Annotated in this window: 13 protein-coding genes; 6 read left to right on the forward strand and 7 right to left on the reverse strand. The window is 61.5% G+C overall.

Annotation, left to right across the window (positions count from 1 at the left end; genetic code table 11):
• Positions 1–44: 44 nt before the first annotated feature.
• Positions 45–1274 (forward strand): phosphoglycerate dehydrogenase, encoded by a 1230-nt coding sequence (serA, locus tag ND528_RS06180; protein ID WP_024014707.1) that lies wholly within the window; start codon positions 45–47, stop codon positions 1272–1274.
• Positions 1275–1397: 123 nt separating this feature from the next.
• Here serA and ND528_RS06185 read toward each other — a convergent pair whose 3' ends face one another.
• A complete protein-coding gene (locus tag ND528_RS06185) occupies positions 1398–1823 on the reverse strand; it encodes a DUF4399 domain-containing protein (RefSeq protein WP_039757489.1) in 426 nt (141 codons plus the stop codon).
• Positions 1824–1958: 135 nt separating this feature from the next.
• Here ND528_RS06185 and ND528_RS06190 point away from each other — a divergent pair, with 135 nt between their 5' ends.
• Positions 1959–2522, forward strand: a complete 564-nt coding sequence (locus tag ND528_RS06190; protein ID WP_137214343.1) for a transporter substrate-binding domain-containing protein — start codon at positions 1959–1961, stop codon at positions 2520–2522.
• Positions 2523–2746: 224 nt separating this feature from the next.
• Here the strand turns inward: ND528_RS06190 and ND528_RS06195 are convergent, their stop codons facing one another.
• Together ND528_RS06195 and ND528_RS06200 are read right to left on the reverse strand one after the other, a co-directional pair.
• Positions 2747–3232 carry a DUF523 domain-containing protein gene (locus tag ND528_RS06195; RefSeq protein WP_263469926.1) on the reverse strand — a complete coding sequence of 162 codons (486 nt, stop codon included), beginning with the start codon at positions 3230–3232 and terminating at the stop codon, positions 2747–2749.
• Positions 3233–3234: 2 nt separating this feature from the next.
• The gene (locus ND528_RS06200) at positions 3235–3867 is read right to left on the reverse strand and encodes a 2OG-Fe(II) oxygenase (RefSeq protein WP_137214345.1); all 633 of its coding nucleotides are present in this window, start codon (positions 3865–3867) and stop codon (positions 3235–3237) included.
• Positions 3868–3975: 108 nt separating this feature from the next.
• On the opposite strand from ND528_RS06200, the gene ND528_RS06205 reads away from it, so the two are divergent.
• On the forward strand, positions 3976–4707 hold the full coding sequence (locus ND528_RS06205) for a DUF2059 domain-containing protein (protein WP_024014712.1): 732 nt from the start codon (positions 3976–3978) through the stop codon (positions 4705–4707).
• A 104-nt stretch (positions 4708–4811) separates the two neighbouring features.
• Here ND528_RS06205 and ND528_RS06210 read toward each other — a convergent pair whose 3' ends face one another.
• The gene (locus ND528_RS06210; protein ID WP_263469927.1) at positions 4812–5759 is read right to left on the reverse strand and encodes a phospholipase BipL; all 948 of its coding nucleotides are present in this window, start codon (positions 5757–5759) and stop codon (positions 4812–4814) included.
• A 99-nt stretch (positions 5760–5858) separates the two neighbouring features.
• Between ND528_RS06210 and ND528_RS06215 the strand changes: the two genes are divergently transcribed.
• On the forward strand, positions 5859–6437 hold the full coding sequence (locus ND528_RS06215) for a DUF6436 domain-containing protein (RefSeq protein WP_263469928.1): 579 nt from the start codon (positions 5859–5861) through the stop codon (positions 6435–6437).
• Between the two features lie 102 nt (positions 6438–6539).
• Entirely contained in the window at positions 6540–8948 is a 2409-nt protein-coding gene (locus tag ND528_RS06220; RefSeq protein WP_263469929.1) for a penicillin acylase family protein, read from the forward strand.
• Positions 8949–9280: 332 nt separating this feature from the next.
• Here ND528_RS06220 and ND528_RS06225 read toward each other — a convergent pair whose 3' ends face one another.
• Positions 9281–10246 carry a GlxA family transcriptional regulator gene (locus ND528_RS06225; protein ID WP_263469930.1) on the reverse strand — a complete coding sequence of 322 codons (966 nt, stop codon included), beginning with the start codon at positions 10244–10246 and terminating at the stop codon, positions 9281–9283.
• A gap of 312 nt (positions 10247–10558) precedes the next feature.
• Here ND528_RS06225 and ND528_RS06230 point away from each other — a divergent pair, with 312 nt between their 5' ends.
• A complete protein-coding gene (locus ND528_RS06230) occupies positions 10559–11200 on the forward strand; it encodes an HD domain-containing protein (RefSeq protein ID WP_212617396.1) in 642 nt (213 codons plus the stop codon).
• Positions 11201–11375: 175 nt separating this feature from the next.
• Here the strand turns inward: ND528_RS06230 and ND528_RS06235 are convergent, their stop codons facing one another.
• Positions 11376–12266, reverse strand: a complete 891-nt coding sequence (locus ND528_RS06235; protein WP_122748323.1) for an ABC transporter permease subunit — start codon at positions 12264–12266, stop codon at positions 11376–11378.
• Complete coding sequence (locus ND528_RS06240) at positions 12263–13144, reverse strand: ABC transporter permease subunit (RefSeq protein ID WP_178083722.1); 882 nt, start codon at positions 13142–13144, stop codon at positions 12263–12265. Before ND528_RS06240 ends, ND528_RS06235 begins: the two co-directional genes overlap by 4 nt.
• Positions 13145–13157 lie beyond the last annotated feature (13 nt).

A 13157-nucleotide genomic window follows, 5' to 3' on the forward strand; every position in this document is an offset into this window, starting at 1 on the left:
TGCTCCCTCCCTGCCATTTTTCTCCGGGATACAGGTTTACGCAGATGAGCAAGACTTCTCTCGATAAGAGCAAGATCAAGTTCCTTCTTCTCGAAGGCGTCCACCAATCGGCTGTCGACGTCCTCAAGGCGGCGGGCTACACCAGCATCGAATACCTGACTGGTTCCTTGCCGGAAGCCCAGCTCAAGGAAAAGATCGCTGACGCTCACTTCATCGGCATCCGCTCGCGCACGCAACTGACCGAAGAGATCTTCGATCACGCGAAGAAACTGGTCGCGGTCGGCTGTTTCTGCATCGGCACCAACCAGGTTGACCTCAGTGCGGCCCGCGAGCGCGGTATTGCCGTGTTCAACGCGCCGTACTCCAACACCCGTTCCGTAGCGGAACTGGTGCTGGCCGAAGCGATCCTGCTGCTGCGCGGCATCCCTGAGAAGAACGCATCCTGCCACCGTGGCGGCTGGATCAAGTCCGCCGCCAACTCGTTCGAGATCCGCGGCAAGAAGCTGGGCATTGTCGGCTACGGCTCGATCGGCACTCAGCTGTCGGTGCTGGCTGAAGGTCTGGGCATGCAGGTGTTCTTCTATGACACCGTGACCAAGTTGCCACTGGGCAACGCCACGCAGGTCAACAACCTGCACGAGCTGCTGGGCATGTCCGACATCGTCACCCTGCACGTGCCGGAAACCGCCGCAACTCAGTGGATGATCGGCGAGAAGGAAATCCGCGCCATCAAAAAGGGCGGCATCCTGATCAACGCTGCACGTGGCACCGTGGTCGAGCTCGACGCCCTGGCGGACGCGATCAAGGACAAGCACCTGATCGGCGCGGCCATCGACGTGTTCCCGGTGGAACCACGCTCCAACGACGAAGAGTTCGAAAGCCCGCTGCGTGGCCTCGACAACGTGATCCTGACCCCGCATATCGGTGGCTCGACCGCCGAAGCGCAAGCCAACATCGGTCTGGAAGTGGCAGAGAAACTGGTCAAGTACAGCGACAACGGTACTTCGGTGTCGTCGGTCAACTTCCCGGAAGTGGCCCTGCCGGCTCACCCTGGCAAGCACCGCCTGCTGCACATCCACGAGAACATCCCGGGTGTGATGAGCGAGATCAACAAGGTCTTCGCCGAAAACGGCATCAACATCTCCGGTCAGTTCCTGCAGACCAACGAGAAGGTTGGCTACGTGGTAATCGACGTCGACGCCGAATACTCGGAGCTGGCGCAAGAGAAGCTGCAACACGTCAACGGTACTATCCGTAGCCGTGTTCTCTTCTGAAGAAGCAGCGGCAAGCTTCAAGCTACTAGCGGCAAGTGAACAGCGCTTTTGCTTTACCTTGCCGCTTGCAGCTAGCCACTTGAAGCTGAATAAAAAAAGGGAGCCCCGCAGGGCTCCCTTTTTTTATTTCACGTTGACCGTGATTTTTTCCGAAACGATCGATGGGTCGAACGGCATGTGGCCGCTGTCGCCGAGGATCAGTTGCAAGGTGTGCTTGCCGGGGGCCAGTTTGATCGTGGCTTCGGTCTGCGCCTTGCCGAAATGCATGTGATGGGCGTCAGTCGGGATCGGCGCGCCTTCGGCCGGCAGGTCGTCGACGTCGATCAGCAGGTGATGGTGGCCGGTGTTCTTGGTGGTGTCACCCGCTGGGGCCAGCGCGATGTTCTTGACGCCGAACTTGACCTTGAATTCCTGCGAGACGGTGGCGCCGTCCTCGGGAGAAACGATGAACACTTCAGCATCCTTCGGCGCCGGTGTCGCCGCACTGGCCAGCACCGAAACACCCATCAGCACACCGGCCAACGCTGCACGTGACATAAAGCTTTTCATTTTCTTCTCCAGTTTTTCCGTAAAATCCGCACGGTCATGACAACTTCATGACCATTCGTTGTCGAAGGCACTCGACAACCATAGCAAAGCGAGCCTGAATCAGAGCGTCGCGATAATGATTTCAAAGGAGTGACCATGCGCCTGCTGCCTGGCCTGATCTGCCTGCTACCCCTTCTGAGCCCGCTGGCTCACGCCGAACTGATTGATGACGTCAACGACCGTGGCGAGCTTCGTATAGCCCTTGAGGCTAATACACCGCCCTTCAATTACAAGGAAGGCGACACCCTTACAGGGTTCGAGGTCGAGCTTGGGCAACTTCTGGCCAAAGAGCTGGATGTACGCGCCGATTTCATCGTCACCGATGAGGGTGACCTGCTCCAGGGCGTTGAAAGCGGCAAGTACGACGTCGCGCTCAACCACATAGCACTGACACCCGAACTCAAGGATCGTTTCGACTTCAGCGAGCCGTACGGCCAGGTCGACGGGCAATTGCTGGCGAAGAAGGACGAGACGCCGCGGCCGATGGTGCTGGTGCAGGCGTTGACCGAAGAGAAACCGAAAGCGGCGGCGCCGGTCGAGCTGGCGATCCCGTTTCAGAAGGGCAACCCGGCGTTTCAGGCCAGCCTCAAGAGCGCGCTGGAACGGATCAAGGCGGATGGGCGGTTGGCGGCGCTGTCCGAGAAGTGGTTGAAACCGTAAGAGCCCCTCACCCTAACCCTCTCCCGGAGGAAGAGGGAACTGATCCGGGGATGCTTTAGAGGTACGCCGACTTGGGATTGCTATACCGAATCCGAAATCGACTGATCATGGCTTTGTCGAATCCCTGGTCGCCAAGGTCTTTCAGTTCGATGGACAGCGCCAGACACCTCGGTCGGCCCCCTCTCCCCCCGGGAGAGGGCTGGGGTGAGGGCAACGATGGCGGATCAGTCCAAAGCCGCCAGAGTCACCGCCGCCTCAGCCAGCTCAAGCTCACTGAAAACCCGAACCCCATGACGCTTGAGCAACGCCGCCGTCACCCCTTCGCCACTGACTTTGACCCCACTGAAGGTGCCGTCATACGTCAGCAAATTCCCGCAAGACGGACTGTTCGCCTTGAGCACCGCCACCCGAATGCCGTGCTTTTGCACCAGTTCCAGCGCTTGCCGCGCCCCCTCGAGAAACTGCGCGCTGACATCCTCGCCATCAGTAGTGATGACTGCGGCAATGCCATCCAGCACCTGACCGCCCTGCCCGCCGGGAATCTCCGCCGCCGCCCGCGGCGTCGGCAATCCACCCGCCACCTCAGGACACAACGGCACTACCCGCCCTTCTTCGATCCACTGCTCAAGCAGATCAAACGGCCCGCTCGCGCCACCGTCATAACGCACGCGATGGCCCAACAGGCAGCGACTGACCAGGATCTTTTCCATGTTCAGAACGGCTCGTTGCCACGGCGACGGAACCAGCCAGTCAGCGACAAGCGCTCGCGATGGGCCGGCATCACTTCGTGGGGCACCTCGCCGGAGAGAAACACCACCAGACAGCCGCCGGTAGGCTGTACGTCGTGCACGCGTTCATCGCCCAGATACATGCGCAACTGGCCACCGTCCTCCGGCAGCCAGGCCTCGTTGAGGTAGATCACCGCCGACACCATGCGCCGGTCATCATCGCGAAAGCGGTCAACGTGCTTGAGGTAAAACGCGCCGGGCGGGTACAGGGCGAAATGGCATTCGAAATCTTCCAGGCCCAGAAACAGACCGCGATTGAGTGCCTCGCGCAGACTGTCCATCAGGCTCAGGTAACGGTCAGTGGCGTCGGCCTGCCCCGGATCGATCCACTGGATGTGATCGCCGCGGATACCCTCGCGAATTTCCGAAAACGGCCCGCGTCCGACCGCCGCCGGCGCCAGCTCACCTTCGGCTTCACGTTTACGGCACTCGGCCGCCAGCGCCCGGGTCAGATCGGCGGGCAGGAAGATGTTCTGCTGCGACCAGCCGTGTTCGGCCAGGTCGTCGACAATGCGTAACAGCAGCGGGTGTTCAGAGGATATCGGCATGGCGCGCATAGTATGCCGACGGCAACAAATCCGACAGAGCCACGCAGCGCCTTGCTACGAATTCTCGACAAGTACCGGCACCGCACGGACAATAGTCCGCTGCTGACAGGAGTCCCTATGCGCCGTTTGCTTTTTTCACTGTTGATGTTCTGCGTATTGCCCGCCTGGGCGGACGGCCACGACCAGTTGTACAAGGTCGCCGGCTGGCCAGAACAACGCGCGCATTTCAACGATGCCCTGAGCGCCGCCCAGCAGCGCTATCAGAACAGCCTGCCGCCTGCGGTGTTTCAGGCGCTGGTCAACAACAGCAATCAACGCTTCGCCGCGCAGGCCATGGATCAGCGTGCCGAAGCGCAACTGCGGCAGAAACTCGCCGACCCGAAACCGGCGCTGACCTTCTTCCAGTCACCGCTGGGCAAGAAAATCGTCGCCGCCGAATTGCTCGCAACCCGTCGCGATCAACTGGCGAAAAATGCCCAGGGCCTGCCGAAGATGCAGGCCAGCGACAGTCGTTTGCTGATCATCGGCCATCTCGCCCAGGCTCTGCCGGCCCGTGAGGCTGGTGCCGAGGTGAGTCTGGCGATCGCCGGCGTGGCGGCGGACAGTTTGAGTTCGATGATCCCGGGACTGCTCGGCGGTGGACAGGCACAGGGCATGTTGAACGGTCAGCGCCAGCGGCTGATGGATCAGATTGGCGCTGACCTGAACAACACGTTGCTCTACGTGTATCGCGATTTGTCGGATGAAGAGCTGGAAGAATTTGCGACGTTTGCCGAGTCAACCGAGGGCAAGGCTTACTACCAGGCGGCACTGGCGGCGATTCGGGCGGGGTTGGCGGTCGGCCAATAATCTTCGTCGCCAGATAAGCCGCCTTCGCGAGCAAGCTCGCTCCCACAGTTGTAACGCATTCCCCTGTGGGAACGAGCCTGCTCGCGAAGAGGCCCTCCCAGGCACTACAGATTCCTGCCCCTGATCCGCTTGCTCAAGAATTCGAAATACTCTTCACGCATCTCCGCCGTTTCATTGGCCAGGTGATGCCGTGCCTCGGCCAACAGCAGAATCTGCGGCCGGTCGAATTTCCATTTCAATACTTGCAGATTGTGCTGCCAGTCGACAGTCATGTCCGCCTGCCCCTGAACGATCAGCGGCCGCCGCGGGCTTTTTTTCGCGTGCTCGACGCGGATGATCCAGCGTGAAAGCGCGCCCACCCATTTCGTCGGCAGACGCCTTGGCTGTAACGGATCGGCCTGCAGAAACGGCAGAAAATCCGGATCGTTGGAGTTCTCGCTGAAGCGTCGCGCGACCCCGCGTACAAACGGCCGCAGCAGGTAATAACTCAACTGCGACCAGCCCCACGCCCTCGGCCGCACCAACGGCGCCAGCAAAATCACTTGCCCCTGCGCCGGGCTGTTCTCGCCATGATTGAGCAGATGATCGACGACAATCGCGCCGCCGGTGCTCTGCCCGCACAAATGCCAAGGCTGCGGCAGCGCGATCGAGTTCGCTTCAGCAAACAGCGCCTGCAACATATGCTGGTATTCCGCGAAATCACGAATGCTCGCCCGTGGCCCGCTCGACAATCCGTGCCCCGGCAGGTCGCAGGCGATCACGGCAAAATCCTGATCCAGCGCCCACTCGATCACATGCCGGTACAGGCCGATGTGATCGTAGTAACCGTGCAGCAGAAACAGCGTCGCCTTGACCTTCTCCGGCCACCAGCAATGGCTGACCAGCTCGTAGCCATCGACCTCGAAACGGCCCATGCCGCGCCAGACATCGCGCTCGGCAAAGTCGGTCTTGTAGAAGCGCTGGTAAGCCTTCGCCTCATCCGATAACGGCTGCCACTCGGCCAATGGCTTGAGGCTCGCGCGTAAATGATCGGGGTCGAAAGTATCAGGCATGCGGGTATTCCAGAGCGGGAAACGGACTTTATCGGCCTGCGATATTCATCTGTAGAGGCAGACATGGCAAGCTAGCCGGCCTTTCGAGGATCGAAAACCATGCGTTCGCCCTACCGCACCGCACTGTTCGCCAGCCTGCTCGCGCTGATCTGCGCCGGGGTGCTGTGGGCGGCGTATGACTGGTTTCAGGGCCGCTATCTGCGCGCGTTCAGCGAACATACGGCGGTATTTTCCGGCGACCCGCTGCGCCTGCCGGACAACCTCGCCGGGCCGGGCAATATCCGCTTCGTGCACTTCTGGGATCCGGCGTGCCCGTGCAACGTCGGCAATCAACAGCACCTGAGCGAGATGGTCGAACAGTTCGGTCCTCTCGGCGTGGAGTTCTTTGCCGTACAAAAACCCGGCAGCCACGGCCAGTTGCCCGCCACCCTCGCCAGCCTGAAAACCATCATCGTCCTGCCCGGCGCCGAACAGATCCCCGCCAGCCCCGCCGTGGCGATCTGGGATCGTAGCGGCAAACTCGCCTACTTCGGCCCGTACAGCGAAGGCCTGACCTGCAACTCCAGCAACAGCTTTATCGAACCGATCCTGCATGCGCTGACGGAAGATCGGCCGGTGAATGCCACGCATACCTTGGCGGTGGGTTGTTATTGCCCGTGGTCGGTGGAGGCAAAGTAAGGCATTCCGGACTTTTCAAGGACAGCGCTGCAGCGCACAGATGCTCTGTGCTAAATGTTTGCAGCCCGATGGGCGGCCCTCCCGCCTGCACAAGGAGTCACCATGAAGCGTGCGTTCACCGTTGTTGCCCTGCTCATCGTTGTCCTGCTCTGCGTCGCCGGCGGCTATCTCTACAGCAAGCAGCCGACGCGCCAGGGCCAGGTGGAACTGCGCAACCTGCAAGGCTCGGTGACCGTGCGCTACGACGAGCGCGGTGTGCCACATATCCGCGCCGAGAACGAAACCGACCTCTATCGCGCCCTCGGTTATGTGCACGCGCAGGACCGCCTGTTCCAGATGGAAGCCATGCGCCGCCTCGCCCGCGGTGAACTGGCTGAAGTGCTCGGGCCGAAACTGCTCGACACCGACAAGCTGTTTCGCAGCCTGCGCATTCGCGAGCGTGCGGCCAGTTACGTCGCCAGCCTCGACAAGCAGTCGCCGGCATGGAAGGGCCTGCAAGCCTATCTGGATGGCATCAACCAATATCAGGACAGCCACGCCGCGCCGATCGAGTTCGACGTGCTGGGCATCCCCAAGCGGCCGTTCACGGCCGAAGACAGCATCAGCGTCGCCGGTTACATGGCCTACAGCTTTGCCGCCGCGTTTCGCACCGAGCCGCTGCTGACCTACGTACGCGATCAGCTCGGCGCCGATTACCTCGATGTGTTCGATCTCGACTGGCAGGCCAAAGGCGTTCTGGCCACCGATCACACCCGGCACGCACCGGCCCTCGCCGCCGGCGACTGGCAGGACCTCACCGCCCTCGCCCGCCTCAGCGAACAGGCGCTGCTCGACAACGGCCTGCCGCAGTTTGAAGGCAGCAACGCCTGGGTGATTGCCGGCAGCCGCAGCCAGAGTGGCAAGCCGTTGCTGGCCGGCGATCCGCATATTCGCTTTTCGGTGCCGTCGGTGTGGTACGAGGCGCAGCTGTCGGCGCCGGGTTTCGAGTTGTACGGCCATCATCAGGCGCTGGTGCCGTTCGCGTTTCTGGGACACAACCTCGATTTCGGCTGGAGCCTGACCATGTTCCAGAACGACGATCTCGACCTGATCGCCGAGAAGGTCAACCCGGACAACCCCAATCAGGTCTGGTATCGCGGCCAGTGGACCGACCTGCTCGTCAGCGAGCAGCAGATCAATGTGAAAGGCCAGGCGCCGGTGACGATCACCTTGCGCCAGTCGCCCCATGGGCCGATCGTCAACGATGCGCTCGGCAGCGCTGCCGGCAAAACCCCGATTGCGATGTGGTGGGCGTTCCTCGAAACGCCGAACCCGATCCTCGAAGGTTTCTACCAGCTCAACCGCGCCGACACCTTGGCCAAGGCTCGCGCGGCGGCGGCCAAGGTACAGGCGCCGGGCCTGAATCTGGTGTACGCCAACGCCAAAGGCGATATCGCCTGGTGGGCCTCGGCCCTGCTGCCCAAACGTCCGGCCGGGGTGAAACCGGGCTTCATTCTCGACGGCAGCACGCCTGAGGCGGACAAGGACGGCTATTACCCGTTCAGCGCCAACCCGCAGGAAGAGAACCCGGCGCGCGGCTATATCGTCTCGGCCAACTTCCAGCCCGTGTCGCCGACCGGCATGGAGATTCCCGGTTATTACAATCTTGCCGATCGCGGTCAGCAGCTTGATCGTCAGCTCAGCGACAACCGGATGAAGTGGAGCAACGAGGCCAACCAGCAACTGCAACTGGGCACGGCGACCGGTTACGGCCCGCGTCTGTTGGCGCCACTGTTGCCGGTGTTGCGTGAGGTGGTCAGTGATCCGGCGCAGCTGAAACTGGTCGAGCAACTGGCGCAGTGGCCCGGCGACTATCCGCTGAATTCGATCAGCGCGACGGTGTTCAACCAGTTCCTCTACGACCTGGCCGATGCGGCGATGCGCGATGAGTTGGGCAATGACTTCTTCGAAACACTGCTGTCGACGCGGGTGATCGACTCCGCGCTGCCACGCCTGGCGGCCAAGGCGGATTCACCGTGGTGGGACAATCGCAGCACGCCGGCCAGAGAAACCCGCGCCGATGTCGTGCGCACGGCGTGGGCGGCAAGCATGGCGCATCTGAAACTCACCCTCGGCGATAACGTGGCCGGTTGGCAGTGGGGCGCTGCGCACACCCTCACCCACGGCCATCCGCTGGGGCAGCAGAAGCCGCTGGATCGCCTGTTCAACGTCGGCCCGTTCGCAGCGCCGGGCAGCCACGAAGTGCCGAACAACCTCTCGGCAAAAATCGGCCCGGCGCCATGGCCGGTGACCTATGGACCGTCGACGCGACGTCTGGTGGATTTCGCCGATCCGGTGCATGGCCTGACGATCAACCCGGTCGGCCAGAGTGGCGTGCCACTGGACAGTCACTATGACGACCAGGCCGAGGCGTATGTGGAGGGTATCTATGTGCAGGCGCATTTCAGTGAGGAAGAGGTGCTGGCGAATACGCGCAGTACGTTGAAGCTGTTGCCTGCGCGCAAGCCCTGAAGAGCCCCTCACCCTAGCCCTCTCCCAGAGGGAGAGGGGACCGATTGGGGGATATTCATAAGAAACGCCGACGTGAAAGATTGGCGCCGAATCCATAATCGATAAGGTCTTTCAGGTCGATGTAACACGCCAGACACTGCAATCGGCTCCCTCTCCCTCTGGGAGAGGGGACCGATTGGGGGATATTCATGAGAAACGCCGACGCGAAAGATTGGCGCCGAATCCATAATCGATAAGGTCTTTCAGGTCGATGTAACACGCCAGACACTGCAATCGGCTCCCTCTCCCTCTGGGAGAGGGCTGGGGTGAGGGCTTTCGAGCTCAAGCCCGGATCAAACATTCAGCGCAAAATTCATCCGAAACTGCTGCGGCGTCACCCCAAGCCGCCGGTTGAACACACTGCGCATATGCTGCGCATCACGAAACCCGCACTGATACGCCACGGTTTTCAGGGGCGCCGTGGTGCTTTCCAGCATCACCCGCGCCGCATCCACCCGCGCCCGTTCGACAAACTCCGCCGGGGTCACTTTGGCTTCCCGCGTGAATACCCGGGAAAAATTGCGCGCACTCATGTTCGCCGCATTGGCCAGATCGGCAATCGTCAGGTCGCCGGTGAGATTGGCCAGCACATACAACTGCACCAACGCCACCGCTGACGTCGGCTCGGCATGCGGCGTGAGGAACGGGCTGAACTGCGATTGCCCGCCCGAGCGCTGGGTGAACACCACCAGCCGTTTCGCCACACTCAGCGCGACCTCGGCACCGTGGTCGCGCGCCAGCAGGTACAGCGACAGATCGATCCCCGCCGTGACCCCGGCCGAGGTGTAGAGCGCGCCATCCTCGACGTACAGGCGGTCCGCCTCGACCCGCGTGGTCGGGCACAAATGCGCCAACGCCCCGGCATCGTTCCAGTGCGTGGTGACAGTGCGCCCTTCCAGCAAACCGGCGCGGGCGAGCATGAACGCGCCGTTGCAGATCGAGCCGCAACGCCGGGCGCGGCCACAGGCATCGCGCAGCCAGGCGTCGAACGTGGGGCCGAAATCCATGAATGGCAATTGCGGGCCGCCGGCGACCAGCAACAGGTCGGGGCTATCCGTTGCTTCGCCGAAGTGGCAGTGGGCGTTCAGGCTCATTCCGTTGGAACAGGCCATCGGCCCGTGCTCGACGCCGATCACTTGCAAGCGATAGTGATCCTGCGGCGCAAGAAAGCGGTTGGCTTCGGCGAACACGTCCATGGGGCCGCTGACGTCCAGTGACTGCACGCCGGGGAACACCACAATGGCGACGGATTTGTTCATGGCTCAAACGTCCTCAATACCTGTGACAAACACACAAACCTGTGGGAGCGAGCCTGCTCGCGAAGAGGCCATCACCCGCAACATAGCTGTCGAATGACACACTGCCTTCGCGAGCAGGCTCGCTCCCACATGGGCCGTGCCGGGCTTGTTGATCGAGCCACCCTTGCCGGTCCCACACCCGACAAGTGAGCTTGGCACGATTTGCAGGCGGATTGGCAAGGATCGCAGCCATGACTCGATTGTTCGCTTGGCGCGCGGGGAACAGACTTTTCCCAGCAGCGCCACGACGGCGTTTTCGACGAGGAAACCGTTATGACCAGCACCATCGCCGGCATCAAGATCCCTGACAGCGCCCTCGCCCGGGCCACCACCGAGTACATTCGCGACATCGAATCCGACCTGCTTTATCACCACTCGCGCCGGGTGTTTCTGTTCGGCGCCTTGAGCGGCGAGCGCCAGCAACTGGCCTATAACCGGGAGCTGCTGTACGTCGGCGCAATGTTCCACGACCTTGGTCTGGTCGCAGGCCATCGCAGCGATGACGAGCGCTTCGAAGTGGACGGCGCAAATGCCGCCGCAGCCTTTCTCAAGCCGTACGGGCTGAGCGACGACGACATCGAGCAAGTCTGGCTGTCGATCGCGTTGCACACCACGCCGGGCGTGCCCAGGCATCTGCGCCCGACCGTAGCACTGGTGACCGCCGGGGTGGAGATGGACGTGCTGGGCATCGATTACGCGGCGTTCAGCAGCGTGCAGCGCGAAGCCGTGGTGCATGCGCATCCGCGTGGGGAGGGTTTCAAGGAATGCATCATCTGCGCGTTCGCCGATGGCTTGCGCCATCGCCCGCAGACGACGTTTGGCAATGTGAAGACTGATGTGCTGGTGGATCAGGAGCCGGGGTTTCGGCCGATGAACTTTGTTGAGGTCATCCGCAAGTCTCCCTGGACTGCTTAAAACCAGATTTGGAACTGGGCCCTGTGGCGAGGGGATTTATCCCCGTTGGGTTGCGAAGCGACCCCAAAAAAACAGGCCTGCTGCGCAGTCCATCGGGGATAAATCCCCTCACCACAAAAGCCCGCTCCCACATTTTGATTTGGGTTGGCCTCGCAAATGAGACCAACCCGTCGGCTCACACAGTCTGCGGCGCAGGCGCGCGTCGCGCGTCCGGTTGCTTCCATGAATCGGCAGCGCTTTCTTCGATGGCTTGCTGGATGGCTTTCTTGCGGGCTTCTTCGGCGCGGCGGCTGAAGAACCAGACGAGGAAGGTCACCAGCGACACTGCCAGCAGAATCAGGCTGGCCACGGCGTTGATCTCGGGTTTCACACCAAGGCGCACCGCCGAGAACACTTCCATCGGCAGGGTCGTCGAACCCGGGCCGGAAACGAAGCTCGCCAGCACCAGGTCATCCAGCGACAGCGCGAACGACATCATCCCGCCCGCCGCCAGCGACGGCGCGATCATCGGGATGGTGATCAGGAAGAACACCTTCCACGGCCGCGCGCCCAAGTCCATCGCCGCCTCTTCGATCGACAGGTCCAGCTCACGCAAGCGCGCCGACACCACCACCGCCACATACGCCGCACAGAACGTGGTGTGGGCGATCCAGATGGTGACGATGCCGCGCTCCTGCGGCCAGCCGATCATCTGCGCCATGGCCACGAACAGCAGCAACAGCGACAGACCGGTGATCACTTCCGGCATCACCAACGGCGCAGTCACCAGGCCGCCAAACAGCGTGCGGCCCTTGAAGTGGGTGATGCGCGTCAGCACGAACGCCGCCAGCGTACCCAGTGCCACTGCAGCAACCGCGGTGTAGCAGGCGATTTCCAGCGAGCGTAGAACCGAACCCATCAGTTGCGAGTTGTCGAGCAGGCCGACGTACCACTTGATCGACCAGCCGCCCCACACCGTCACCAGTTTCGAGGCGTTGAACGAGTAGATCACCAGGATCAGCATCGGCAGATAGATAAAAATCAGCCCCAGTACCAGCATCAGGCTGGAGAAACGGAAGCGCTTCATTCTTTACCCTCCATTTCCTTGGCCTGACTGCGGTTGAACAGAATGATCGGCACAATCAGGATCGCCAGCATTACCACCGCCAGCGCGGACGCCACCGGCCAGTCACGGTTGTTGAAGAATTCTTGCCAGAGCACCTTACCGATCATCAGGGTTTCCGGACCGCCAAGCAGCTCCGGAATCACGAACTCGCCGACCACCGGAATGAACACCAGCATGCAGCCGGCAATGATGCCGTTCTTGGACAGCGGAATGGTGATTTTCCAGAAGCTGTTGAAGGTGCTCGAACCCAGGTCCGACGCGGCTTCCAGCAGGCTCTGGTCATGTTTGACCAGGTTGGCATACAGCGGCAGGATCATGAACGGCAGGTACGAATAGACCACGCCGATGTACACTGCGAGGTTGGTGTTGAGGATCTGCAGCGGCTCGTCGATCAGGCCCATGCTCATCAGGAATCCGTTAAGCAGGCCGTTGTTGCTGAGGATGCCCATCCACGCGTAGACGCGGATCAGGATCGCGGTCCAGGTCGGCATCATGATCAGCAGCACCAGCACCGTTTGCAGCTCTTTGCGCGCACTGGCGATGGCATAGGCCATCGGGTAACCGATCAGCAGGCAGAGCACAGTGCTGATAAAAGCCATTTTCAGCGAGCCGAGATAGGCGGCGATGTACAGCTCGTCGTCGCCGAGCATCGCGTAGTTGCCCAGGTTCAGCAGCAGTTGCAGCTTCTGCTCGGCGTAGGTGTAGATCTCGGTGTATGGCGGGATCGCCACGTCGGCTTCGGCGAAACTGATCTTCAGAACGATGAAGAACGGCAGCATGAAGAACAGGAACAGCCAGATGAACGGCACCCCGATGACCATTTGCCGGCCATTGGGGATGATTCGGTTCATG

The organism is Pseudomonas mercuritolerans, from assembly GCF_025706525.1.
Taxonomy (GTDB): Bacteria; Pseudomonadota; Gammaproteobacteria; order Pseudomonadales; family Pseudomonadaceae; genus Aquipseudomonas; species Aquipseudomonas mercuritolerans.

Excerpts from the sequence above, each read along its gene's own strand:
- serA (WP_024014707.1), top strand. The coding sequence starts at position 45 with ATGAGCAAGACTTCTCTCGATAAGAGCAAGATCAAGTTCCTTCTTCTC.
- ND528_RS06185 (WP_039757489.1), bottom strand. The coding sequence starts at position 1,823 with ATGAAAAGCTTTATGTCACGTGCAGCGTTGGCCGGTGTGCTGATGGGT.
- ND528_RS06210 (WP_263469927.1), bottom strand. The coding sequence starts at position 5,759 with ATGCCTGATACTTTCGACCCCGATCATTTACGCGCGAGCCTCAAGCCA.
- ND528_RS06230 (WP_212617396.1), top strand. The coding sequence starts at position 10,559 with ATGACCAGCACCATCGCCGGCATCAAGATCCCTGACAGCGCCCTCGCC.
- ND528_RS06220 (WP_263469929.1), top strand. The coding sequence starts at position 6,540 with ATGAAGCGTGCGTTCACCGTTGTTGCCCTGCTCATCGTTGTCCTGCTC.
- ND528_RS06195 (WP_263469926.1), bottom strand. The coding sequence starts at position 3,232 with ATGGAAAAGATCCTGGTCAGTCGCTGCCTGTTGGGCCATCGCGTGCGT.
- ND528_RS06200 (WP_137214345.1), bottom strand. The coding sequence starts at position 3,867 with ATGCGCGCCATGCCGATATCCTCTGAACACCCGCTGCTGTTACGCATT.
- ND528_RS06215 (WP_263469928.1), top strand. The coding sequence starts at position 5,859 with ATGCGTTCGCCCTACCGCACCGCACTGTTCGCCAGCCTGCTCGCGCTG.
- ND528_RS06190 (WP_137214343.1), top strand. The coding sequence starts at position 1,959 with ATGCGCCTGCTGCCTGGCCTGATCTGCCTGCTACCCCTTCTGAGCCCG.
- ND528_RS06205 (WP_024014712.1), top strand. The coding sequence starts at position 3,976 with ATGCGCCGTTTGCTTTTTTCACTGTTGATGTTCTGCGTATTGCCCGCC.
- ND528_RS06225 (WP_263469930.1), bottom strand. The coding sequence starts at position 10,246 with ATGAACAAATCCGTCGCCATTGTGGTGTTCCCCGGCGTGCAGTCACTG.
- ND528_RS06235 (WP_122748323.1), bottom strand. The coding sequence starts at position 12,266 with ATGAAGCGCTTCCGTTTCTCCAGCCTGATGCTGGTACTGGGGCTGATT.